At 70.5% G+C, this 24,289-nt stretch carries 17 protein-coding genes and 1 pseudogene; 7 read left to right on the top strand and 11 right to left on the bottom strand.

The annotated features are described in order from the left end of the window. Both ACFU6K_RS00260 and ACFU6K_RS00255 read left to right on the top strand, forming a co-directional pair. A partial coding sequence (locus ACFU6K_RS00260) for an isocitrate lyase/phosphoenolpyruvate mutase family protein (protein WP_380659994.1) occupies window positions 1-388 on the top strand: 388 nt, incomplete at its 5' end. A gap of 239 nt (window positions 389-627) precedes the next feature. Continuing rightward, window positions 628-1,229: pseudogene (locus tag ACFU6K_RS00255) on the top strand (phosphotransferase family protein); the annotation flags it as partial. Window positions 1,230-1,481: 252 nt separating this feature from the next. On the opposite strand, the gene ACFU6K_RS00250 reads toward ACFU6K_RS00255, so the two are convergent. The 5 genes from ACFU6K_RS00250 to ACFU6K_RS00230 form a co-directional block, all read right to left on the bottom strand. Then, the gene (locus tag ACFU6K_RS00250) at window positions 1,482-2,150 is read right to left on the bottom strand and encodes a hypothetical protein (RefSeq protein ID WP_380659993.1); all 669 of its coding nucleotides are present in this window, start codon (window positions 2,148-2,150) and stop codon (window positions 1,482-1,484) included. A gap of 326 nt (window positions 2,151-2,476) precedes the next feature. Beyond that, the gene (locus tag ACFU6K_RS00245; protein WP_380659992.1) at window positions 2,477-2,734 is read right to left on the bottom strand and encodes a hypothetical protein; all 258 of its coding nucleotides are present in this window, start codon (window positions 2,732-2,734) and stop codon (window positions 2,477-2,479) included. A 39-nt stretch (window positions 2,735-2,773) separates the two neighbouring features. Continuing rightward, the gene (locus ACFU6K_RS00240) at window positions 2,774-3,055 is read right to left on the bottom strand and encodes a hypothetical protein (protein WP_380659991.1); all 282 of its coding nucleotides are present in this window, start codon (window positions 3,053-3,055) and stop codon (window positions 2,774-2,776) included. Window positions 3,056-3,473: 418 nt separating this feature from the next. After that, complete coding sequence (locus ACFU6K_RS00235) at window positions 3,474-4,010, bottom strand: hypothetical protein (protein WP_380659990.1); 537 nt, start codon at window positions 4,008-4,010, stop codon at window positions 3,474-3,476. A gap of 256 nt (window positions 4,011-4,266) precedes the next feature. Further along, window positions 4,267-6,096, bottom strand: coding sequence for a hypothetical protein (locus ACFU6K_RS00230; RefSeq protein ID WP_380659989.1), 1,830 nt, complete (start codon window positions 6,094-6,096; stop codon window positions 4,267-4,269). Window positions 6,097-6,359: 263 nt separating this feature from the next. Between ACFU6K_RS00230 and ACFU6K_RS00225 the strand changes: the two genes are divergently transcribed. Continuing rightward, a complete protein-coding gene (locus tag ACFU6K_RS00225; RefSeq protein WP_380659988.1) occupies window positions 6,360-7,082 on the top strand; it encodes a hypothetical protein in 723 nt (240 codons plus the stop codon). 438 nt (window positions 7,083-7,520) lie between these two features. Here the strand turns inward: ACFU6K_RS00225 and ACFU6K_RS00220 are convergent, their stop codons facing one another. From ACFU6K_RS00220 to ACFU6K_RS00200, 5 genes are all read right to left on the bottom strand, one after another. Continuing rightward, window positions 7,521-8,291, bottom strand: a complete 771-nt coding sequence (locus tag ACFU6K_RS00220) for a hypothetical protein (protein ID WP_380659987.1) — start codon at window positions 8,289-8,291, stop codon at window positions 7,521-7,523. A 155-nt stretch (window positions 8,292-8,446) separates the two neighbouring features. After that, window positions 8,447-9,274, bottom strand: coding sequence for an IS21-like element helper ATPase IstB (gene istB / locus ACFU6K_RS00215; RefSeq protein WP_375876849.1), 828 nt, complete (start codon window positions 9,272-9,274; stop codon window positions 8,447-8,449). Window positions 9,275-9,373: 99 nt separating this feature from the next. Then, window positions 9,374-10,909 carry an IS21 family transposase gene (gene istA / locus ACFU6K_RS00210; RefSeq protein ID WP_380659986.1) on the bottom strand — a complete coding sequence of 512 codons (1,536 nt, stop codon included), beginning with the start codon at window positions 10,907-10,909 and terminating at the stop codon, window positions 9,374-9,376. 138 nt (window positions 10,910-11,047) lie between these two features. Further along, on the bottom strand, window positions 11,048-12,853 hold the full coding sequence (locus tag ACFU6K_RS00205; protein WP_380659985.1) for an NACHT domain-containing protein: 1,806 nt from the start codon (window positions 12,851-12,853) through the stop codon (window positions 11,048-11,050). Window positions 12,854-13,343: 490 nt separating this feature from the next. Beyond that, on the bottom strand, window positions 13,344-14,450 hold the full coding sequence (locus ACFU6K_RS00200) for a hypothetical protein (protein ID WP_380659984.1): 1,107 nt from the start codon (window positions 14,448-14,450) through the stop codon (window positions 13,344-13,346). Window positions 14,451-14,604: 154 nt separating this feature from the next. On the opposite strand from ACFU6K_RS00200, the gene ACFU6K_RS00195 reads away from it, so the two are divergent. Further along, window positions 14,605-16,713 carry a HEAT repeat domain-containing protein gene (locus ACFU6K_RS00195; RefSeq protein ID WP_380659983.1) on the top strand — a complete coding sequence of 703 codons (2,109 nt, stop codon included), beginning with the start codon at window positions 14,605-14,607 and terminating at the stop codon, window positions 16,711-16,713. Window positions 16,714-17,188: 475 nt separating this feature from the next. On the opposite strand, the gene ACFU6K_RS00190 is transcribed toward ACFU6K_RS00195, so the two are convergent. Further along, window positions 17,189-20,956 carry a hypothetical protein gene (locus ACFU6K_RS00190; protein ID WP_380659982.1) on the bottom strand — a complete coding sequence of 1,256 codons (3,768 nt, stop codon included), beginning with the start codon at window positions 20,954-20,956 and terminating at the stop codon, window positions 17,189-17,191. A 187-nt stretch (window positions 20,957-21,143) separates the two neighbouring features. Between ACFU6K_RS00190 and ACFU6K_RS00185 the strand changes: the two genes are divergently transcribed. The 3 genes from ACFU6K_RS00185 to casB all read left to right on the top strand — a co-directional run bounded on the left by ACFU6K_RS00185 (window position 21,144) and on the right by casB (window position 24,284). Next, entirely contained in the window at window positions 21,144-21,332 is a 189-nt protein-coding gene (locus ACFU6K_RS00185) for a hypothetical protein (protein ID WP_380659981.1), read from the top strand. A 776-nt stretch (window positions 21,333-22,108) separates the two neighbouring features. Then, window positions 22,109-23,725 (top strand): type I-E CRISPR-associated protein Cse1/CasA, encoded by a 1,617-nt coding sequence (locus tag ACFU6K_RS00180; protein ID WP_380659980.1) that lies wholly within the window; start codon window positions 22,109-22,111, stop codon window positions 23,723-23,725. After that, a complete protein-coding gene (casB, locus tag ACFU6K_RS00175; RefSeq protein WP_380659978.1) occupies window positions 23,718-24,284 on the top strand; it encodes a type I-E CRISPR-associated protein Cse2/CasB in 567 nt (188 codons plus the stop codon). Before ACFU6K_RS00180 ends, casB begins: the two co-directional genes overlap by 8 nt. Window positions 24,285-24,289 lie beyond the last annotated feature (5 nt).

Raw genomic sequence — 24,289 nt, 5'->3', positions numbered from 1 at the left:
CGTCAACGCCCGCGTCGACACCTACCTGCTCGGGCTGGGCGACCCCGCCACCCGCCTGCGCGAGACGCTGGGACGGGCGCGCTCCTACGTCGACGCCGGCGCGGACGGGATCTTCGTCCCCGGTGTCACGGACCCCGGCGTCATCAAGGACCTGGCCGCGGGTCTGACGGTGCCCCTCAACATCATGGCGGGGCCGGGCACCGCGCCGGTGGACGAACTGGGGGCCCTGGGCGTGGCCCGGGTCAGCCTCGGCTCGGGGGTGGCACAGGCCGCCTACGCCGCGGCACGGCAGGCGGCACTCGACCTGCACCGCGCCGGCGGCTACGACTCCCTCCGGCGGACCATCGACTACCCGGAGCTCAACAGCCTGTTCACCGCCACCAGCTGACCAGGTGCCCGCGTACGCGTCGAAGCACTCGGACGGTGCAGATGAACGTGCTCAGCCGCGTGATGTGTCAGGGCGCATGTCTCCTGGGGCGCTTGAGGGCGGAGTGCCCTTCTCCTCGTGCTGGCGAGACCTGATGATCAGCCCAGTCCATGAGCCGAGGCACCTTCGACGATGCCCTCCTCTTGCGGACAGACCCGTAAGGGGTGCGCTCGCCGTCGTCCGGATGCTGAGGTGGCACGGTGGCCAATCATGATGAGGCGGAGACCGTCCGGCCGTTGGCACTGGCCTGGGTGCGCCGTCACCTGGAGGCCGGTGAGCGGATCGTCGGAGCCGAGGTGCTGCACGGCGGCGCCACCGCCGACATGCGGAGGCTGACCGTCGGCACGCGGGACGGAGGTACCCGGTACCGGTACTGCGCTCCTTCGTCGACCCGACCCTGCAGGGCCCGGCCGAGCACCTCCTGCACAGGGAGGCCGCCGCCCTGACCACGCTCGCCGGAACCGGCGTGCCGGCTCCCGGACTCGTCGCCGTCGATCCGACGGCAGCGCACTGCGAGTACCCCTCGCTCCTCATGACCCACCTGCCGGGCCGGACGGTCCTCGACGGCGGAGGGCTGGCGACGCGCCTGCCCCTGCTGGCCCGTCAACTCGTGGCGATCCACGCGGTGCGGCCGGCCGTCCGGCCCCGGGAGTACGTGGCGCTGACGACCGCCGACACGGTCGTGACCCCCGAGGGCGCCGACGCCGTGGTCTGGGCCGCCGCGATCGACGTGATCCGCAGGCCCGCGCCGCGCTACGAAGGGCGGTTCCTGCACCGGGACTTCCAGCCCGGCAACGTCCTGCAGATGGTGCTTTGAGGCTGGGGGCGGATGATTTTCCGCGGAAAATTCCACTGCCGCAGGGAAACAGCGTCGTCGGTCCGCACAAGGACGCCCGTTCCTGGCCCGCCCGTCCGTCCCGGCGGAGGCGGCGCGATTGTGGTCGGCCGGTCGCGACCTGACGGCCACCGCGCTTTCGTCTGCCGGGTAGCCGCCTGGGCGCCCAAGGCGGATGAGGTAGCTGTGCCCCGGGAGGTCATGCGCTTCCTGATTCCATCAGAGGGCCGTGATCGCGGCGGAACGGTCGAGCGGCGTCCGAATCACGACCTGCCGCCTCCCTCTACGCCACGACATGGGTAGCTCCCGCAGCAGCTGGTGGTAACCCGAGGCATCCCGGTACAGGGACTCCAGGAAGAGCACGTGAAGAACCACCGCCAGCTCGGCCTTGTCCGGGGCCAGGGCATGGCGGTGGGTTCCCGGCACCTGCCGGGCCTTGGACACGACGCTCTGCAGCGCGGTGACGTCGATGTCGGTGAGAGAGCCGGCTTCGGCGGCCGCGAGGGTGGTCCGGAACAAGTCCATGTCGACGGCGCGCACGTTGATCTCCGAACCCGGTGCGGAGGTCGGGGCGGGCGGCACCGGCTCGGGCGGGCTCTCCTGATGGGCCCGATACTCCAGGACGCTGCGGCCCAGCCGGGTGATGCGCGCGGCCCAGGGGGGCCGGACGCCGTCCCTGGCAAGGGCGTCGAGACGGCGGTCGGTGGCGAGCTTGGACAAGCCCTTCTCCGACAGGGTCCGCACGATACTGCTCGGCCGGTACCGGGCCTCCAACGGCTGCTCGCCGATCGTCCAGCCCTGCTTCTTCCGAGCGAGGGACTCGAGTACTGCCCACTCGTCCGAACGTAGTGTCACTTTCCCCTCCCAGAACGTGATGTGGACGGTCATCCTGTCACCCTGGGACCCGGTGGTTGCCCTGTTCGCCGGAATCGACGAAGGAGCGGACCGGCCACCCGGCAGAGCGGCGCGCCGGCGGCGACCGGCCGTCACCGCTGGCGTCGGATCGACCGGCAGCTCACCCCCACCGCCGTCCGCCACTCCGGACGGCCGTACCGTCGTCAACGGCGTCAATCCGCAGCCCGATGGTTCCCCACCTTCGAGTGGACCGCGCTCTCGGAACCCGTTCACCGGCACGGTCCACCGTGAACATTCCGCATGAGGACCCCCGCCGCCCCGCCGCCCCTACGTGCCGCCGCCCCTACGTGCCGCCGCCCCTACGTGCCGTCGCGGGCGTCCTCGGAAGTGGACCGGAGCGGCAGCGGTGAGGCCGACGGGGCGATCCAGCGCGCCGGGAGGCACGGGCCGGTGCCGTCCGGGCACGCCCGCGCCCGGGCGGAGAAGGCCGGATCCTCGGGCTCCGGGCCTGTGCGGAGGTAGGCGTACTCGACGATCGTGAACTCCCGGCCGCCACCAAAGTCCACCATCCGCTGGTGCGGCGGGCCGAAGACGCGGTCGTCGTCGTCCTTGATCACGGCTCGTCCCGCGTCACCGGGGAAGACGGTGAAGATCGCTCATCCTCCGAGCCACAGCGGGACCGGTCTGTCCGCCAGGGAGTCGAGCGCTGTCGCGAGGACGATCTGGTTGATGCCGTCGCGATCGCTGATCGTGACCAGGCACTCGACGCCGCCGTTCCCCAGCCAGACCGCGGCCGCGCGGCTGTGTCCGGCTTCGTCGTCGAGCACGATCATGTCCGCCAGGGACGGCACCGGACAGTTCTCCGGGCTGGCACCCGGTTCGGCCGTGGCGTCCACGATCCACTGCGCCGATGCCGGGGCCGGTTCCGACAGTGTCACCCCCGTGCCCCGTCGGCGTCGGCCGCACGACGACGGCCGGCGAGTGCACCGTGCCGTAACCCCAACCGATGCCGCTTCCATCGTCATGCCCCGTACAGGCCGCGGCTCCCAGGGCCAACATCACCGCTGCTGCCGCCTGCCCCGCCACCCGCGCCGTCCGCATCACTGCCTCTCCCCTGAGCCGCCACTGCCTCGTTCTTCCTGCCGCGACGGCCTGTCGGCTTCCACGTACGGTTGCGTACCGACGCAGCGGCGATCGCAGGGAGGGGCTTCCGATTTTCCGCGGAAAATTTCACGCTCTGGCAAGCCCGATAGGACCGGACATCCGCAGCGTGCCGTCGCACCGGTGGCACACGCCCTGGGTACGACTACCGGCGGCACCGGATTTTCCGCGGAAAATTCTCCGTGCGGACCGCGGTCACTCCCGGCGGACCTGGGCCGGTACGGCAAGGGGGGCCAGGTGTTCCGGCTTCCCCTCGGAGGTCACGGGAGTGTCGTCGAGGTAGCGTGCGCACTCCGCCCGCGCCTCGATGGTGAAGAAGCCGCTCGGGTCGTAGAAGTCGACGAAGACGCTTTCGGAGACGCCGCCCGCGCCGCCACCCGGAGGTTCGAGCTTCAGCTGGATGTCGCCGGACAGGTCGCGGAAGCCGACCGTCCAGCCCCGCCCCGCCAGGGTTCGGCGGGCTCGTTCCATCGCCTCCGCGGCCTGCGCGTGTGTGAGCCCGGTGACTGTGAAGCCCACCCCGATCGCGGCCATGCGGGGTTCGTGGGAGGTGGTGTCCTGGAGACTGTCGAGGACATGGGAGAGCCCTCGGCCATGGCAGTCGTAGATGTTGGCCTGGACACCGAGGCTGTGCCGCAGATCGAGCGTCAGTCCGTCCGGTACGCCGAGCGCGTCGTAGACGGTCAGGGTCCGGTCGTTCAGCTGCTCGGCGGTGGCGGCCGGATCCGCCACCGGGAATGGATCCCCTGTCCAGGCTCCGGTGGCCTTCACCCCGCCGAGCAGCACCGCACTCGTCCCCACGACGACCGCGAGTGCACGAACCGCCCTGCGCCCCCGACTGTTCCGTCGAACGCTGTTCCCCATGGTTCGTATCGTGCACGACAGAACCCGGGGCCTTCATGAGTACCCGTACTCAACTCGGAGGCCCGGCCTCACTCCCCCGCTGGCCTCACTCCCCCACCGGCGTCGGCTTCCCCGGCCAGTCGCGTCAGCCGAGCATCCGACGTGCCGTCTCGCGCAGGTCGTCGTCCAGGTGCCGCTGCTGGACGGGTATCGGGGTGCTGTGTTCGCGCAGCAGGCGGCGTTCGCTGGTCGCCCAGTGCAGTAGCTGCGGCCGCAGGTCCGGCGGGTAGGGAGGTCCGATCCGGTGGAGTGCCTGGAGGGCCCGTACGCCCACGGGGCGGGACGGGTCGACCAGCGCGGTCAGGACAGGGAGCGCGACGGACGGATCGCCGGTGATCTGCCAGTGGGCCTCGGCGGCGTGCAGCCGGGTCCAGTCGTAGCCGTCGTCGAGGTAGCACTCGATCAGCGGCAGCAGGGGAGCGGCCGTACCGCCCAGGCGTCCGGCCTCCTCCAGCTGCCGGCTGTTCTCGGCGAGCCGGTGCGCCAGCAGGCGCAGGACGTCGCCGGGGTCGTCGGTGAGGAGGGCGGTGGTGACGGCTGCCGCGGCTGCGAGCTCGTCATCGGTTGCGTGGGTGAGGGCTTCCAGACGGTCGAGGAGTCCGGCGTCCCGGATCACCCAGTCGCCGAGCCGGCGGACGAGGGTCCGGGTGGGGCGGTCGCGCAGCAGGCGGGTGAGGTCGGGCAGGTGGGTGCGGGCCTCCTCGGCGGTGAGGGCGGTGTAGAGGTCGTCCAGGTGGGTGGCGTCCCGGTGCCGTAGGGCGAGGCGCTGGTGTTCGGGGTCGCGGGTACGGACCGCCAGCGCGGCCAGCGCCTCCGGGACCGGCTCGGGGACATCGGTGAGGAGTCGCGGATCGCCGAGCTGACCGAGGATCAGCTGGGCGCGGCGGCCGGCGAGGGTGTCGGTGTGGACGTGGGGGAGGAGGTGGTCGGCGAGCGCCGGGTCGGGGCGGGAAGCCCTGAACAGGCACTGGGAGATCACGTCGAGCAGACTGCCGAGGTCCCGGAGGTCGTGCTCGTGGCGGAGGGCTTCGGTGAGTAGGCTGACGGTCTCGTCCTCGCGGTCGCGCCACATCGCCGACAGGTGTCGGGCGCGGCGCGTGCCCCGGCCCTGGTGGTCCCCCTGGGCGATCCAGCCTCGGGCCACGGTTGCCAGGGCGTCCGCGTCCTCGGTCAGGATCCAGGTGCGTTCGTCGGTGCTGCCGATGCCCGGCGCGAACTCGTGGGTGCCGAGGTCGAATCCGGGGTCGCCTCCGGCCTCGGCCAGGACGGCGACCACGTCGGCGGGGTAGGGAGTCTCCGAACGTTCCAGCAGAGCCAGAGCGGCGGTGGCGCGGACGGCTGGCAGCGGATCCGTCAGGGCCGACCGGAGACGGCGGCGGGCCGCGCCGCCGTCCGGGTCGAGCAGCGTCAGGACGGTGAGCGCCTCGGCGCGGACAGCGGCGGCCGGGTCGGACACGGAGCAGGCGGTCAGCTCACGCAGCACCACGGGGACGGTCTCGCCGGTGGCCCGGCGGGCCACGCGCACCATGTTGCGGCGTACCAGCGGGTCCTCGTCGCGCAACAGGTGCAGCAGCCCCGTCACCTCGGCGGCGACCCGGGCACACCCCCGCACCTCGTCCTCGTACTCCGGCTCCGCCTCGGTGCCCCCGCATCCGGCCAGAGCCGCCAGCACGTGCACCCGCTCGTGGCGGGCGTGCACCGCCGCGTGCGCGAGGAAGGGAACAGCCGCCACCGCGGCCGAGGACACCGACCCCTGGTGCAACGCCCGGCCGAAGAACTCGGACAGCGCCCTGTCCGCCAGGTGCCCGTCGTCCGAGTACAGGGCGCGTATCCAGCCGGGGACGTCGCCGCCATCGCCGAAGAAGTGCCCCAGAGACGGCCAGTCGATCGTGTGCAGTTCTTCAGGTGATCTCACACCGGCACACTCTAAGGACGGGCACGGACAGTGCCGCAGGCCGCGATGCGCGCCCGCCCCGGATCGGCAGGATGCGGTTCCACTCGCTGCGCCGAGGGGTCGGCCGTTTCGTGGCCTCACCGATTTTCCGCAGAAAATTCTGCGGCTCTTGTTCGGTCGAAGCTGTCCGTCCCTGTCATCGGTCGGCCCGCCGATCGGCTACCAGGAGAGCCGACCGGTACCCGGGGGATTCATCTCGGGCCTCCAGACGATTGAATGCCCGGGTGGCGAACTGGACACGGATGTACGACTGCTACGGGGACGCCGATCGCGTTCCCGAGCTTCTGGACCGCGTGGAACGGGAAGGCGATGCCGAGGCGTGGACGGAACTCGGATACCGGCTGTGCCTGGAAGGCGACCTCGTCTTCCCCGCGAGCTTCGCAGCCCTTCCCCGCCTCGTGCGGCTCGCGTCGAGCGATCCGCGGGCGCGAGCACTGGCCGGCACGATCGTACGGCGCGCGGCAGGGCACCACGGCTGCGACGATCTGTTCGCCGACTGCGCCGAGGCTGTCGCCGAGTTCCGTGTGCTGCTGGACCTGTATCTGACGTCGCGGCCGGACGACTACCTCGCGGCGTTCCGCGACCTGCTGGCGGTCGATGCGCAGTACCACTGGAGCGCCGCCCTGGGGGACTTCACGGACGACTTCTACCACCTGGCCTGCCCCCACTGCGCTGCGGAGGTGACGATCGCCATCGGTGACTACGGGCGCTACTCGGCGATCCGGGACTGGAACCTGGGCGACGTGGAGCGACGTGACCTGCGGTCGGCGGCTGGTGAGGAACTCTCGGGGACCGGCCGATGGATGCACGACACTGCCGTCCGGGACGGGCAGGAGGCACTCGCCGCCGGGATCAGGTATCTCTTCGGCCGTGCCGAATGCCCACGCTGTGCCAGCCTGTTCACCATCGCGGACGAGTACACGTCCGCCGAGTGCCCCGATCCTTAGCGATCGGCCGTCCAAGCGCCGGTCCTCACAGGCGCCGACCGTACGACAGAGCCACGTGGCGACAGCTGCTCAAGCCGTACCGAACGGATCGCCCTGCCGGGCGGCTCTCGGCAGGCGGGCACGATTTTCCGCGGAAAATTCCTCGTGCCCGGTGCGCCCACGGCAGTGACGTGTCCAGCCTCCCCCGCACGAGCGCGTGAACCGGGACCCCGACACCGCGGTGCTGCCCGGGCCCCTCCGGATGCCTCAGAATTTTCCGCGGAAAATCCTGAGGCATCCGGAGGGCGGCGAGGCAATACGGCCCGAGCAGCCGCAGAACGCTGTGCGGACGGTCAGGGTTGAGCTGCGGGAGTTCCGCCGCCGTCGGTTCCGCGGGGTGTCCGATCAAGGCGGGCCGGCGCACTCCTGGCGCGGGCTCCAGCCTTCAGACCTCAGACCTCAGATGTCACGGCGCCAGCGGTCGCCGGCGAACCGGGTCAGCGCGACCTCCAGGTCGAGCGGCACCACCTCGGTGGGGCCCAGGTCCCATACCCGGATCCAGTTGTCCGAGCCGGTGAGGGAACCATCGGTCTCCTGTTCGGCCACCCGCGTGATCGCGAGACAGTACGAGACGTTCAACCCAGGGGAGCCGGCTCCTCCGGTCCTATGGGATCCGACTCTGATCACCTGTACCTTCGCCACGTCTTCCCACCGCAGCCGTAGCTTGCGACCCTCGTTGATCAGCATGCCCTCGCTGTCGACGCACAGCCGCGTCGCGACCGCCCGCAAGGCCAGCGACCCGAGGAGAAGAACGCCGAGCACGCCCAGCAGCAGGGGCCACCAGCGCACCGTCAGCAGCCAGGTCTGGCGCAAGTCGCCCTGGAATCCCGATCCCGAGGACACCGGGGAGACCACCAGGAGGAACACGGCGGTCAGCCCCCACAGATCGAATGCCAAGGTCCGCAGGGCCCCGATGCTCCGCACGCTGCTCCTGAGCACCACCTCGCGTGGTCCTGTGGCACCTTCCGGCGGCCCGGCTGGAACCTCGCCGATGAGCCGAGACCGCAGTGCGGTGTGCCGGAACTGGTAGACCCCGCCGAACCGCCGGAGTACGCCCAGTCGGCGGCCGTCCTCAAGGAATCCGAGGACATCGCGTGGCAGGCATCGACGCTTCGCCAGGATGAGGCGTGCGGCCGTCCAACGACCCCATCGGCTGAGGGCGATCAGCACCGCCGCCGAGCATGACCAGCTGATGACGAGACCGCCCGCGATGAGTGTCCACGGACACTGATCCGTCCGGGTTGGCGGACAGCTTGTGGTCATCGCTGGCGGACAACTCATCTCCCGTCGCGGTATGACTAATGGTCACCCGCTTGGAGGACTTCTCAGCCGGCGAGGGGGACGACGCCCTGGCCGCTGGTGGCCTGGGCGAGGCGGAGGCTGGTGCCCTCGGTCAGCACGATGTGCGAGTGGTGCAGCAGCCGGTCGACGGCCGCGGTCGCGAGCGTCTTGGGCATGATCGAATCGAATCCGGCGGGATGGATGTTGCTCGTGACGATCACCGAGCGACGCTCGTAAGCGGCGTCGATCAACCGGTAGAACGCCTCGGCGGCGGCCTGGCCGCAGGGCAACAGGCCGATGTCGTCGACCACGATCAACTCGCAGCGGGTGATCTTCGCGACCGTCTTGGAGACCGAGTTGTCGACCGCGGCCCGCCCCAGCGTCGCGGTCAGCGACTCCAGCGTGAACCAGGCGACCTGCATGTCCTCCTCGATCGCCTTGCTGGCCAGGGCTTCGGCGAAGTGGCTCTTCCCCGTTCCGGAGGCTCCGGCGATGGCCAGGTTCTCCGCCCGGCGGACCCATTCCAGCGTCATCAGCGCCTGCTGGGTCGGCGCCGGGATCGAGGACTCGGCCTCCTTCCAGGAGTCGAAGGTCTTGCCGGAGGGCAGGTTCGCCTGCTTGCGGTGGTTGCGCTTGGTGGCCGCGCTGCGGCCGGCAATCTCGGCTTCCAGCAGGATCCGGACGACCTCGGCCGGGTCCCAGCGTTGCGAGCGCGCGGTCGCCAGGACCTCCGGGGCGGCGTCGCGAAGGTAGGGGAACCGCATCCGCTTGAGCACCGCGTCCAGCTCGGCCGGGATCGGAGGCGGCGCCGGCGGGGCCGGGACCGGCGTGGGGGCGGTGAGCACGGGCGGCTCGGCGAGCGTGGTGGTCATCTGGATGCACCTCTCTGGCGTGCCGGCACCGCGGATCGGTGCCAGCCTGGGGTGAACAGACCTCCCGGCCGCCGACGCGGCGACCGGGGAGACCCGGGTTCACGGGGTCCGGCCGAAGTCGGCCCAGGCTCCGGTTCCGGGCTGGACCGAGTGGGCCTCGTCGGCGACGACCAGGTCCGAGGGCCTGGCGCCGGTGGCCCGGTAGCGGACGATGGACATGACGTCGTCGTCGGCGAACCTGCGTGCCGTGGCCGCGAGTCCGAGCGCCGCGTCGACCTCGCCCGCCCCCACGAGGGCGGCGTGCTCGACCGCGGCGGCCATCTTGACCCGCATCCGCGTGACGCCGTTCGCCGCGGCCTCGATCAGCCACTGCCTCGCGCCGGGCCCGAGCGCCAGGAACGCTTCCTCCTCCTGGGTGGTCGGCTTGACCCTGGGCGGGCGGGGCCCACCGGCCGGATCCTGCGGATGGTCCGGGTAGTGCGCGGCCACGATCACCGGCCTGCCCGGCAGCGAGAGCTTGTGCCGCGCGACCTCGGTCAGCCCGGCGGGGCCCTGGAGCCACTCGGGACGGTGTGTCAGCCGGGCGAGATCGACCACGACGACGAGCTCGTCGCCGTCCGCGCGCACGAACGCCTCCTGCCCGACCAGGCCGGGCGGGGTCGAGTAGCGGACCTGACCGAACCTGACCGTCTGGTCGGTCTTGACGATCCGCGACTCGCCCAGCGCGAGGGTGTGGGGCCCCGGCGGCAGCGGGTGCAGCCTGAGCCGCTCGACATCCAGCGCCGACGCGGGCGTCTTCGCCGTCTCCCGGTGGATCCGGTGATTGACCTCGTGGCAGAACAACACGCAGGCGCCGCGCAGTTCGGCAAACGACTCGTAGGCGGAGCGGAGGTTCGCCGAGGTGGGCACCAGGTCCGCCTTCGCGATGCGGACGGTGGCCTCCGAGCCGCCCTTGCTCTCCGGGTCGAACGGCACGCAGGTGTGGACCTGCGTGCCGTAGTGCCGGCCCGCGACCACGACCTCGGGGTGCCGGACGGGGACACCGGCGATCCGGTCCATCGTGACCGTGCGCTCGTTGTCGGTGAGCACATATGTCGGGACGCCGCCGATCTGACGCAGCGTCGCGTCCAGGCACGAGATCAGCGTCGCCAGCGTGCGGTCCCACGTCGGGATCACCACGCGATAGCGGGACCAGGCCAGCCAGGCGCAGAACAGCAGCGTCTGCCGCGGTTCGCCGTCCAGGCCCGGGACCTTCGGTCCCCAGCCCCAGTCCGCTTGGATCCAGAGCCCCGGCTCGGTGATCCACGGACGGTACGTCCTGCGCTTGCCGGCCCGATAACGCTCCTTCGCCGCCGCGACCGCGCGACGGGTGGTCCGCTCGTCGCCGGTGAACCCGAGCAGCTGCAGGCGCTCATGGAGCTTGTCCGCGCGGACCAGGCCCTGCGACCGCTCAACCCACTCCTCGATCTTCGGGACGAACGGGTCGATCAGCTTCGGCCGCACCGACCGCGCGGTCTCGCTCACGCCCATGTCCCTCATCCGTGCGTACCGGCGCACGGTCTTCGGATCGACTCCCGCCAGCGCGGCAGCCGAGTGGACGCACTCGGTGGCGTCGAGAGCCTCGAAGATTTCCATGACTTCCCTGGCAGACTTCCTCAACGATCCCTCCGGCCGGACTCTCACTCGATGTCTCGTCAACACCGAGCGTGAGCAGCCGGAGGGATCATCTGTTCGGAATCGGGGACGGTAGATCAGGCTTCCGCCCGAACGGCCCTACCAGCAGGGAGATGAGCTGTCCGCGGAGCAAGACCCGAATTGTCCGTCTTCCTGGATCTTGCGTTGTCCGCTCTCAATGAGGAGTGGATTGCCGTTGAGCCAGTGGAAGAACGCCAGAGAGGTTCCCGCGACGGCCGGTGCGACCACTGCGGATTCGACAAGTGCGATCCTGCGCTCGTCGCGCAGCAACTGCCTCGGCTTGGCCGCCATGTCGGAATCTGCCGCCCGGGTCAGGAGCACACCGGAGAGCAGAGGAAGAAGGAAGAGGCACACGCTCGCCGACGTGCTGCCAGGCAGGGCCATGCCGACGGCTGTCGTGGCCGCGGCCGCCATTGCCAGGAACAGCCAGCCACTGTTTCCGGGCGCCGGCCGTCGTGGGCGATCGTCGAAGCCGCTGAACAGGTGCCGTGTGAGCGTCCTCCCGAATGCCGTTGCGATGATGGCGACCGCGGCGACGGCCCCGAGCACCTGGCCGACTCCCCAGACCCCGAGCCCGGGCCGCGGGGGAGCGACTCCCGCGAGGGCGGCCAGCTCGGCGATCGCATAGCTCACCGACGTGCCGTAGATGCCGACGGCGACGATGACGACGGTTCCCCAGATACCCGGCTCGGTCAGTCGGCTCCGCAGGTGCCACCACGCGATGTCCTGGGTGCGTCGGCGGTGAAGCTCGCCGGCCAGGAACTGGAAGTATCCGGGTGCTCTGCTGGACTTCCAACGGCGCACCGGCCTGGCGGGGTCGGACCGTCGGGGTCCCCGTGTACAGACGGTCGGGATCAGCTTGTCGAGGAGGTGGCCCTCGATGTCCGTCCGGGTGGGCAGCCGTGTCGCATCGAGCAGTTCCCGAGGATCGGCGTTCTTCGGTGCGTACACCGTTGCCGCGAGCCAGAGCATCAGGGGGGAGGAGAGGGTGGCGGCGACCGGGCCTTCGGGATCTTCCTCTATCGCATCGAAGAGCGACTGCCAGGGGCCGAGGCGATCCGGGTGGCACATCTGGGCGAGGTAAGCCCTTCCGGCCTCCGGAGGCACCGGGCAGAGACGCAGAACGGGCACATTGCGCAGCACCGGCAACTCGTCCGCGAAAGGCTGATAGGCCTCCGGCCGGGAGGTCAGAATCACGGGGTCCGTCGCGCCGAGTGCGTGCTCCAGCTCCTTCACCGCGTCCTCGCGAGCCAACGGTGGCATTTCGTCGAGACCGTCGAGCACGGGAACAATCCGTCGATCCTGTACCAGCGACTCCACGGTCGGCCGGTCCAGACCTTTGACGCGGCCCCCGTACTCCTTGACGATGCGACTGATGACCCACTCTTTGATGCTGCCGCCCGGCTCCCAGTCCGGCATCGACAGGATGACCGGCACGCTCTCCCGGGAGCCGGGGGGTCTGGCTTTCAACAGCTCGACCACCAACAGGACGGCCAAGGACGACTTCCCCGCTTCGCGGGGACCGGTGACCACCAGCTGGCGTGGCGTGAGCGACCGGACCCAGGCAACCAGATCCTCAAGCCCGGCCAGCTCGGGGCGCTCTGCGTTCGGAGTGCTCCAGTGAGCCTGCTCCAGCTCCCAGGGGATCGTCATCGGAACTTGGTGGTGCAGACCACGGACACTGGCCTCGTCGCGCCACTGATCCAGAACCTCGCGGGCCAATCGGTCCAGGGCGTCGCTCTCGGCGTCGGTGGAGGCCGACCATCTGTCCCGGGAGGCAGGGGCAGAGCCCAGATGGACGCCGTAGACGTTGTGTGCTTGGAGCAGGTACTGAGGCGATCCCTCGTTGTGGTTGTGGGTGTGGTTGTGCACTTCTTCAGTCACGCCGACATGCTGTCAGGCCGGTGCCTGCGCGCGAGGGGCTTCCAGCGACCGGTGGCGGCTCTTCGACGGCGTGCGAGGACCGACCCGGGAGGAATGACCTCAGGTGATCCTGGAATTTCACGTCGAGCGACTTTCGCAGGCAACGCCGAGAACACAAAAGACGCATATAAACGATCTATAGACATCATGGTGGGAGTGCGCTCCAGCCACCGTGACCGCGGAGACAGCCGGCGTTGACCAGGTCGGTGACACGGGCCACCTCCGGGAGACGTGCGAAGGCCGACAAGGGACCGGCCGCCAGGCGGCCGCCGCTCCGGTCGTACTGGTGTACCTACTCCCGTGGGTCGACAAGTATCTCTACGGCCTCAGCACCACCACATCCGAGAGGGCCGCGCTCGTCGAGAAGCTCGACACCTGCGCGTAGCAGCAGGTATCGGCCCGCCGAGTCTTCGGGCGGGCCGGCCGATTGCCCGGGAACGTGGTGCCGGTTTCATCCGTCGAAGCGGAACCAGCGGAAGCCATAGTCGAGAAGTGCCGTCAGAGTCCCGCGATGGAGGGCGGCGAAGCCGATGCCCGCGTCGTTCCCGTCGATGCTGACCGCCGCGATCAGGTCCGGGGCGACGAAGAACCGTGCGTTGTCGTAGGTCGGCAGGAACGGGCTCAGTGGCACCGGTCGAAGCGTGCTCAGCAGCGGGTCCAGGCTCGCGGTCGGCAGGCGGTAGGTCCGGGCGTGGTAGGGGGCGGCGATCATGGCCTCGAAGAGGGTGAACTTCAGGAGGAAGCGGCTGAGCGGTTCCTGCTCGACGGTCGTCTCCCGGTAGGCGGCGCTCTGGGGGTCCTCGGTCTCCCACACGACGGGATCGGATCCGTCCTGCTCCCGCAGCGGCCACGGGATGGACCAGTCCCGGTAGCCCTGCGCCCACCTTGCGAAGACCAGCCGGTCACCGAGCGGTCCGCCGGCAGGCTCCGGTTGTTTCAGGACCGGGTCGTGGAACCCGTGGAGGGCCGGGCGAAGGCGTGCCAGGCGGTGGAATGCGTCCAACGCCTCCGGTAGGTCCTCCTGTCCGCCCGCCGCGCCGCCGTTCCCGGAAGCTCCCGTCCGATCGGCGGGAAACCACTCAAGGGCAAACAACTCCAGGGCACGGATCGGGTCTGCTCCCACATGGTCGACCCAGTCCACTCCCGGTACCGGACCGACAGCCTGGACCGGCCTGACCGCCTCCAGCAACTCTCGGCTCAGCGGTTGAGTGAACTCCAGCTCAGCGTGGTCGAAGCCGTCAGGTCCCAAGGAGGTCCCCCGGCAGAAGGCGCTGCCAAGAGGGAGAAATCCCTGGTCAAGGCGTGCGAACAGCTGAATGGGCGGGGCGTTCCGGGCACAGAACCGTGCGTGGAGGTCCGGAACCCCCTCCCCGTGCAGGAGGATCCTGCTGGAGTCCTGTACACCGTTCTTCGGGTCATCTCCGGGTACGAGGATGACGACTGTGGCATCCGTCCCTGCGCCGACGAGCACCGGGCCCATTGTGTAATGCCGGAGCCCGGATCCGGCAGTGGACAGCACCGCCGCCTCGGTGATCAGGCGCGGAAGGGTCTGTGCCATGCCGTCACCTTAACCGTGGGGGCGGACAGCACAGGGGGTCGGCCCTGCTTCAGCCCGGCGCCGACATCGAAGCCGCGCCGAGGGCGGGGGACGGTCCCAGGTGACTCGCTGTTCGCTGATGGCCGTGTCAGTGTTCAGTGGCACGGTACGGCTCATGACCAACAACCTTGACAGCGTCGACTGGTCGTCGATGGGCCACGCCTACGGCCCTGCCGACGAAGTACCGCTGTGGCTGGAGCAGATGGCCTCGCCCGACCCCGACGTCCGGGAGCGGGCCTTCAGCCGCTTCTACAGCTCGGCGCACCACCAGGGCGACGTCTACTCGTGCACGGCGGCGAGCCTGCCGTTCCTGTTCGCGCTCGCCGACGACCCGCAGGTGCCCGACCGCGCGGCAGTCATCCGCCTCGTGCTCAGCATCGGCAGCGCGGCGCTGGACCGCGACCCCGACGGCGTCTACTACAGTCCGTCCGGCCACGCGTCGACGCCCCACGCGGACGTCGTGCCGCGGATGCGTGAGCGCATCGAGGACTTCGTCCGGCACGCGGCGGACCCGGATCGGCAGGTGCGACAGGCCGCCGTCCCGGCCCTGGGGCTGTTCCTCGACGACGCCGAGCGGGCGTTCGCCCTGCTGCGTGAGCGGCTGGCGGCCGAGAGCGGCACTCTGGAGCGGCTCCTGGTCATCGAGACCGCCGCGACACTGGCCCAACGACTGCCAGGCGCACTCGGCCCGGTGACGACCTGGCTCGCCGTGCTGGCGGCCGACCCCGCGTTGGACGCCGACATCCGGCTCGCCGCCCTCGTCCATCAGGCCGCCTGCACACCGGAGGCGATCGACGACAGCCTCGTCCCGACGGCGACCGGTCTGCTCCGGCAGCTCACCCCCGAACCGGAACCCGAGCCCGAGGACGAGGCCCGACCGGCTGACGGCGGGCAGTGCACCTGCACGGACATCGCCACCGAACCGGCACCGGACCGAGGTGTCCCACCGCAGATAGCCGCCGTCTTCGACGACCTCGACCGCCACGGCCGCGTCCACGCCCCCACCACCGAGCTGCTGACCACCTTCCACCGGGTACTGGACGCACGGGTGCCCGAGCGCACCGCCCTGCTCAGCGCCCAACTCCGCAGCCCCGACGCGGCCACCCGCTACGACGCCATCGCCATGACCTGGGACCTGATCCGCTCCTGGCGCGGCAACCACACCGGCCTCGTCCTCCTGATCGCCGCCTGCCTGCCCCCCGACGACCCGTACACCACCGCCGAAGCGGCCGAAACTCTCGGCAAGCTCCCCCCAGCCCTCGCCGAACCCGCACGTGAAGCCCTCGCCGCCCTCGTCCAAGCACACCGCACCACCCACGGCCCGAACGTCTGGGCCGCACCACACCCACTGCTGCGCCGGGCCCACCAGCAGGCTGTCATGGCGCTTGCCGGCCTCGGTGACGAGCGAGCCCTGCCCAGCCTTCTGACGGCGCTCGACACCGGCATCGACGACTGGCGCGCCGTGCAGGTCGCCGGACACCTCCCGCAGGCCGCCGGAGAACTGCTGCCGAGGCTGACCCGGCGCCTGGCCGACGCGGACTTCTCCTGGCCCTGGGGATCCGCCACCGCGCTGATGGCCGCCCTCAACGGGCTCGGCGACCCGGCGGCTGTACCCGCGCTCACCACGGCCCTCACCACCGCCGTCGAGCAGGAGCAGTGGCAGACCGCCGGCGCGGCCCTCTACGCGCTGGGATCCATCGGCACCGGCGCCGCGTCAGCGCTGGAGACGGTCCGGCCGCTCGTCGACGCCCAGGACACGGACCTGCGTTTCGCGGCCGTGAAGGCCCTGTGGGACATCGAGTGCAACCCCGCCGATGCCGTGCCGCGGCTGACCGCCCTGCTCGACACCAGCAAGGACCAGGACGCCGCCGACGTCCTCGGCCGGATGGGAGGGTCTGCGGCCGCAGCACTGCCCCGCCTGCGGCAGTTGTCCGAAACCGGCCATGTCGGGATCCGGGTGCACGCCGCCGCCGCGATCCACGACATCGGCGGCCCGGCCGAGGCGGTCCTGCCTGTGCTGCTGGAGGCATGGGAGGAGAACGACTCGACCGCAGGCCCCGTCGTGGACTGCCTCCAGCGGATGGGCCCCGCTGCCGCACCTGCCCTTCCACGAATCCAAGCCGAACTCGTCCTCGCCCGCCGAAGCGGCGGCTTCTTCGGGAGCGTCAAGGACGACGAGGCACTGCTGCGCGCAGCCCGGGCCGTCATCGATCAGACCGCCTGAGGGCGACACCGCAACCACCGGTGACCCGGGCGGCAGCGGTGCGGGCTGGCCCCGCTGCCGCGCCCGCTGGTCGCCCCGGTCGTGCCAGCCGGCTCCCGCCGAACGGACTGTAGCGTCTGCGCCAAGGCGGCCTCACCACAGTCGTTCCTGGCCGGCAGGTAGGGAAGCCGTGCCAGGCCCCGGCACGGCCGCCTCCGGCCAGCCGGAGTCCACGGGAACACCTCCGCCGCTCCAAGACTCGGTTGGACGGCTGACCGTGCGATGCCGCGGAGCATCCCCGCAAGTGCGGGGCCGACGCCGTGAACTGCGGATCGTTCACCAGCTCGTCGGAGCAACCCCCGCGAGCGCGGGGCCGACGTACGGACCATCGGATTCTCCGAGCGTCCATGGTCCTGTATGGAGTCATGCCCCACGGACGGTCAACTACAAGAGCGAGCGGTGGCTCAGCGCCGACGGCGCGGGGTGGCTTCCGTCGTCAGATGTTTGTTCGGCTGCTGATATGTGCGGCGACGAGTTCGCTCAGGGGGTTTAGGGAGTCGGGAAGCAACCGCGGCAGCAACGGGATCGCCTGAGTCCAACCGCCGTCGGCAAGCAGCTCTTGGAGAAGGCCCTGGGCTGCCGCCCTGTCTGTGTCCGTGCGGCCGTGACGGTCTCCCCGAGCGTGAGCGAGTGCGAGGCAGAGCTGAACACCGCTGTCCTGAGGCTCCTCGACGGGCAGGACTGCGGGCGCCCCAGCCAGGACATGGGCGGCAGCAGCCAGCGCAACGGCACGCGTCGTCGGTGTCGGTGCTGCGTTCGCGACGCGCAAGGCACTCGCGGCATCGCCGTCCAGGGCGCTGAGCAGGGCGAGTTCAGCGTGGGGAGCCCGTTCGGGTCGAAGGGAGCTCAGCCACTCGTCCAGCTCGCCCGCGGCGCGTCCCGGTGCGGGTGCGCAGCCGAGCCGCCGCAGCAGGGCCAGGAGCACCGCCTCCTCCCGGTCCCAGGTCTGGCGAGGCCCCTTCACGAACTTCGAGGCGAGCCGGATCGCTTCGCTGAGCTCCGGATCCGGTCGCATCGGATCGGGGACTGCGAGCAACAGTTCTGCCAGCGCCGGGAGTTGGCCGACCGGGCGGCCGACGCCGATGCGCCGTTGTACCAGCCGGACCGCTGGCCCGATCAGTTCAGCGGCCCGTTCCGGATCGTGCCGTGCCAGGCCGACTGCGACGAGAAGCAGCGCGCGTCGAGTCCGCCTGCCCCGTGCCGAAGAGGACGCCTTGACATCCGCCGACTCGTCCATCCGGGCCACCAACAGTGCCGCTTCCGCGTCCCCCGCATGGGCCAGGGCCTGCGCGACGGCTCCTTGCACGGCGAAGTGCGGAGCGGGAGGGATCAGCCGGGCGGCCTCGTGGGCGTAAGCAACCGCCTCCGGTGAACGCCCGCCGAGAGAGCACCCCATGGACAGCGCGGCCAACTGCCGAGTGCGGTCGCCCGGCTTCGTCGAGAAGCTGATCAGCTGTTCGGCCCGCCCGAACTCACCGGCCGTACCGAGCGCCCGGAGCAACTCCTCGGCCGAGCGGGGGCTCAGAACGATCGGAGAGTCGGGGAGCGAGGAGCGGACAGCGGCCTCCACCTGCTCGCGCCCGAGCTCGACGTTGCCGTCGTGCACCAGCTGTTCCGCGTACTGGAGCCGGGTGACCGGACCGATGACGGGCTCGTGGTTCCCGAGCGCCGGGCTTCGGCCCGGAACTGTGGACGGTGAGGGTTCTTCGTCCGCCTGGGCACGAGGCCGTGTACGTCGAGTCGGGGGAGCCTGAGCGAGGTTCCGTTTGGCGTCCCGTTCCTCCTTCAGGGCCTTCGCGCTCGCTTCCACCTTCGCCCGGTGGGCCCGTCGTTCCTCCTTCTTCGCCGCGAGGTGGGCGGCGTGCTCTGCTGCCACCTGTTCGTCGACTGCTGCGAGAAAGGCCTCCGCCCGCTCCAGCTGGTCGTCGCCGAGAACGCCGGTGCGAACCCCCTGGCCAAGGGCGGTCACCAGCAGCTTGGCGTCCAGGTGAGGTGTGAGGCCGGTGCCGGCCGCCGTCTCGGCGCGGACCATACGGTCCATCGTGCCGGAGAACTCGCGTCCCCGGTGGGCCCGGTCGGCTGGGGAGTCCAGCCCGACCAGGGCAGCGTGCAACCGGTCCCGCGCGGTCTTGAGCACGTCCCAGGCCTTCGACCGGCGGCCCATGGTCGCCAGGGCCTGGGCCGCGATTGCGAGAACATCCACCACGATCAGCCCGTCGGACAGGTCGATGGCCGTGCAGAGGCGTTCGATCCGGTCCAGGTTCGCGACGTTGCGGGAGCCGGAGGCGCGGGCGATGGTCGCCCAGATGTCCACAGCCATGGCCTGGGCCCGAGGGTCGGCCTCGCTCAGCTCCTCCGCATGCTCCTCCAGGACTTCCACGAATCGCTCGCAGCTGCCTGCGGAGAGGAGGACGGCCCCGTCGGCGAGCGCATCCATGTCGGCCGCGTCGCTGAGCACCACGGCTCGGAACAGCGCCTTCGCCTCATCCCTCCTGCCGATCGTGTCCAACGCGCGCGCTGCCTCGGCCACCTCCGCACAGGCGTCCTCGAAGAAGCCACCGGCCCGCGGAGTGAACCGGCCCGCCCGGACCATGCAGTCGGCCGCCTCTCGCGCGATCGCCGTGGCATCGGGGTGCCAGACGCGTGCCGCTTCGACGGCGACTTCGGCCAGCCGGGCGGCCCGCACCACGAGTTCCGGCTCCGAGCGGGCCACGGTGCAGGCGCGGACGACGTCCCCCAACCGTACGAGGAGCACCGGAGCCCGAGGCGGGACCGGCCCGACCCGGCGCTGCACGAGGTCCAGCGCGGCGGCCAGCCGGACGGCGGTCTCGGCCTCCTGCTGTTCAGGGTCCGATACCTCGACTGCCTTGAGCTCGGATTTGAGAAGACGTAGTTGGTCGAGCACGACCTGAGGGCCCAACGCGGCCTCGACCCGCAGCTGTCGCAGCGGGTCGAGCAGGAACCGTCCGCGTTCACCGGCCGTGTCCAGCATCTGCGGATACTCGGTCAGCAGATACGTCGGAGAGCCCTCGGGCCAGCCGGCCTCGCGCCAGCGCTCCGCCCAGGCGTGCAGCCGACGAGTGCAGCGCTCCCTGGTGGCCTGGTCCCAATCCCGCCGGATGGCGTGCGGCATGTCGGGGTGGCTCAGCAGGTGGGCCCCGGCCGATTCCTCGTTCGAGACGATGCAGCGCCGTTCCCTGCTGTGCAGCAGACCGGTCACGTCCTCGGCGGAGGCCCCCGTCAGCTCCGCGAGGTCGGCCGCACGCAGGCCGCCCCCGCCGTCCGTGATGGCGAGCAGGTCGGTGACGGCCCGGCCCAGGTTGGTCGTACGCAGCCGCTCCAGGTCCGCGAAGCCTGCCTGTTCGACCACCTCCGACCAGTCGCCAGCCGCGAGCGGGCGAAGGCACTCGCGCCCGCGCAGCGGATGCCCTTCGGGGACGTCGGCGGGCAGCGGCCCGCTCCGCCGGCTGGAAACGATGACGCGGACGTTTGCCGCAGGAGCGGCCGGGAGGAGTGCGGCGATGCTCGCCACCCCGGTCCCACCAGGCGCCCCGGCCGTCGGCCAGGCGAGGTCCTCGTCCAAGCCGTCGACCACGAGGAGGAGCTGCCGCTTCTGCTTTCGGCTGCGACCTGCGGCCTTCGTGAGCAGGTGTGTGAACTCCGCCTCGTCGGACTGCTTCCGCCGGGGCTCGGGCACCTGGAGCTGCTGGCGCAGGTCGGCGAGGAATCCGGTACGGGTGTTTCTCCCGTGCTCCTCGGACAGGACGCAGATCAGGGGGTCGACGTCCTTCGGTGGCTTCCTCACGTAGTCGGTGAGCAGCGCTGTCTTTCCCACGGGCAGCTGCGCGTGCCACCACAGGTACGAGGCCGCCTGCGGGCCCCGATCACGGACGAAGGCGTCCATCGTGGCGCGCTCGCCCTTCCTGCCGCGCCTTTCCGATGCGGCTTTCCAATCGTGCCGACCCCTGGTGGTCTCCCTTTGGGCGGCGCGGAGAGCCGCTTCCCATTCCTCGCGCGGATAGAGGTGTCGGCCGTCCGGGTCCTGCAAGTGCTCGATCAGGCTCCAGAAGGAGTCCGTCGCGTGAGGAGCGGCTTTGCCGTGGCACCAGTTCCGGAGGACCGACTCCCGCAACGCGCCGTCCGGGACGAGTCGTGCGGCGGCCCGCCGCTTGATACCTCGGGCGTCGATCGACTCCTGCAGCATCGCACCGAGCCGCTTGCGTGCTGCCCCGGGCGCCCTACCACTGACCACTTCTGCTCCCGCGTTGGTGAATAAAGCGCCCCTGACCAGCTGAAGTCCCGCCCGGACGTGGAGGCGCACCGGCACGCCGTCAGAAGCTCGACCCATCGACCGCGGGCCGCAGACGGCCCCCGACAAAGAGGATCTCCCCATGAGCGTGCTTTCCATGCTGACCCAGGACGCAACCGCGGCCGCCGTGCTGGCCGCCGCAGCCGGCCTGCTGTACGGGGGCGTCCTCGCGATCGTGGCCCTCGCCTCGGTCCTGGCCCGGACCCCGGACCGTCGCCGTGATGCCCGGTCCACTCTGGTCATTCTCGCCAGGCGCCGCCAGTCCCGGTGAGGCGCTGGTTGGAGTGGGTCGGCAACTCGACAGCTGCTAGGAATTGCCAGAGGTTACGTCAGGCAACTCGACAGCAGCAAGAAGCTGCCAGCGACGCGACACGCAGAGTGACCCTGTATGCGCTCCGGAGCGGCTAGCCTCTGAGAAACTCGCTGGCGTACCAGGCGCGGGGCCGCCGTTGTGGTGATGTCGGCCCCGGTCGCCGGGGCTGACATCACCTAGACGAGAGGACCTGAGATGCCTTTGAGAACACGTAGTTGGTTGAGTGAGCTGGCGCTGCTTTGGCTTGCATCGGTTGCAGCGGCACTGACGGTCCAGTTGCTGGACTACCTTCGAGCCGTTCTCGGAGCAGCTTAGGCTCCGAGAACGGCCCTTCCAGCCCGCTGCAGGGTCCCGCCTCGTTCCCGCGGGGCGGGGCCCAGACCGGAGGTGGCGACCCCCGGTTATCGAGCAGGCTGGGCAGTCGAGCGAATCGACGGCGTTTCAGTCTAGGGCGAGTCTTCTGCTCCTTGCCCATGGGCGGTGATGTGATGGAGCCCAGTCGGCATCACGGAAGAGATGCCCCCGCATGCAGCGGGCATGGACCGTCGACGGCAGCGAGCGTCTGCCAGGTCGTTTCCCCGCGTGCGCGGGGCTGTCCCGGTGCCCCGCTATCCCCGACCGGGATGGCGGGGCAATCCGGTCGATCGACCTACACGATCCAATCCGGGGTGCTAGCGTCGGGCTCTGCTCGGGAATGTCAACTCCCTTGCAGAAAACGGCGATCATATGAAGTGATGGGCAGAGCCTTGCCGCCAACGCACCCTTCGGTCCCGGTCGAGCAGCGCCTCAGCTGGGACCCGCGGCGAGAGCCGTGCATTCCCTCCGTGACGCCCGATGGCGCCAGGGTTGCGCTCTCGTTGTGTGAACTCCTCGATCGAGCAGATGATTTGACGACGATCGACTGTCCGACTCCGGGCGAGACCGTTGCCGTCATCGAGTTCGTCATGGCCATCTGCTTCGCTTCCGGTACCTGTCCGACCACGCCCGAGGAGTGGCGGGAGTGGATCGGTGACGAACGCAGCCTCCGCTCCGCCGCCGAGTGGCTGGCCGGTGAGCCGGCCGAGGACTGGGACCTGTTCCATCCCGATACACCCCTCGGACAGAACTCCCTCCTGGCCTCCTCCTTCGACGAGAGCGGCACAGGGACCGCGCAGTTGGTCATCGAGCGGGCCGGTGACTACAACCAGTTCTTCGATCAGCACCACCTGGAGGACGGCGAGCCGCTGCCCGCGGCGGACGCGTTCCGGGCCATGCTCGCCCAGCACGTGTACGGCACGTACGGCAGGGCGAGGATTTCCGGCCGGATCCTCGGGCCTACCGTCACCAACTTGTCCACTGGCCGGCTGCAGGGACGGATCCGGGTCGTCCCCCTCGGCCGTACGTTCGGCGAGACCCTGCGGCTCAACCTCTATCCGCCGGAAGGAGACCCGGGCCGGCTCAACACCTCCTGGACCAGCGGCTCCGTCAGCCGCCGGAACTTCGCCGTGCGGGCCCGCCCCCGAGTGCCGGAGAGCCCTGCCGACCTGCACAGCGCCCTCGGCCGCTCCGTCCTGCTGCGACCGAAGCGCGGTGCGGACGGTGGGATCGTCGTCGACCGCGTGCTGATCGGAGCCGGCGAGGTCCTCGAACTCGAACCGGAAAAGCACATGCAGGACGCCGTGTTCAGCCGGACCACCGGCGGGGAGGTCAAGCCCCTGTGGCCGTCGCCCACGCGTGCTCTCTGGCAGGAAGCACACGCCCTGTACAGCGCGGTGAAGGACGCGCAGCCCGGCCTGTACGCACGACTGCGCTCGCTGCCGCGCAAGCGGGACTCCCAGGGCGCGCCCTACCACCTGTGGGCTGTCGGCCTCGTCTCCAACAAGACGTTGCCCGTCTCCTGGACGGACGGCTACTTCCCCTACGCCCCCGCGATGGAGGCGCAGCTCTACCGCGCGTCCCGGCGGGGCTCGCGCATCGCCGAGTACCTGGCGTGGAGTCTCAAACGGGCGGCGATCCTCGCCTCGGAGAAGGTCCACTCGGCAGCGCGGCCGGCCGACGAGGCCCGGCACATGTCCCGGTTCGACGCGAGGTGGATGTTCTGGCCCGAGGCTGCCAAGCCCTTCGACCAGCTGCTGGAGGCAGTGATCGACGAGGGGTACGACAACCCGGGAGACCCGGTCGCGGCCCTGCTCCTGGAGTACACGCAGACCCTCACCGGTGTGGCCCGCACCCACCTCGTCTACCGCCTCGACACCCTCCCGCCCAACGAGCGGGGCTTCCAGGCCAGGGCAGTTGCCCTGAAGCGTTTCGAGGACGACATCAGCCATCCGAAGGCCCCGGCCGAACTCCGGGGGGAGACCGCCCATGACTGAGGACAGTTCCCGAGACGGGTACCCCGCCGAGGACGCATTCCCGCACGACAGCACCGCACTGGTCGCCTGGCTCACCACCCTGGTGCGCAACCGCGAGTACGGCACCCTGGCCAACCTGCGCCGTGCCGGGGGCCGGACGAACGCGCACATCCGGGCCGGCTGGTACGGCGGCGACAACCACCGCGACCTGTTCGAGCGGATGGCCTTCCTCTTCGCGCTCTACCACCAGGGCCGTTCGACGCCCGCCTACGGCTACGGAAGCCTCGGTACGGCGGCGGCGCGCATCGGTGACAGCTTGGGGCGGGGCCCGGGCGACCCGGGTGCGCAGCGGCTCGTGGACAGGGTGGTCGTCAGCAGGAGGGTGCCGTGGCGGCACCTGCAGCACACGATCGTCCGGCTGCGGTCCTGCGACCAGCTCCCGCCCTCCTGGGCGCAGCTCACCGAGGACCTGATCCTCTGGAACGACCGCAAGGCCCGCATCGCCTACCAGTGGTCGGTCGACTTCCACGCCCCGCTCCACCGGGGCCGGACGCCCGCCGGCAGCCGGCAGAGCCGGTAGGCCCA

Origin of the sequence: Kitasatospora sp. NPDC057512 (assembly GCF_042802135.1) — a bacterium.
Taxonomy (GTDB): domain Bacteria; phylum Actinomycetota; class Actinomycetes; order Streptomycetales; family Streptomycetaceae; genus Kitasatospora.
The sequence above is the reverse complement of the archived record's forward strand: the minus strand, read 5'-3'. Positions and strand labels throughout refer to the sequence as shown.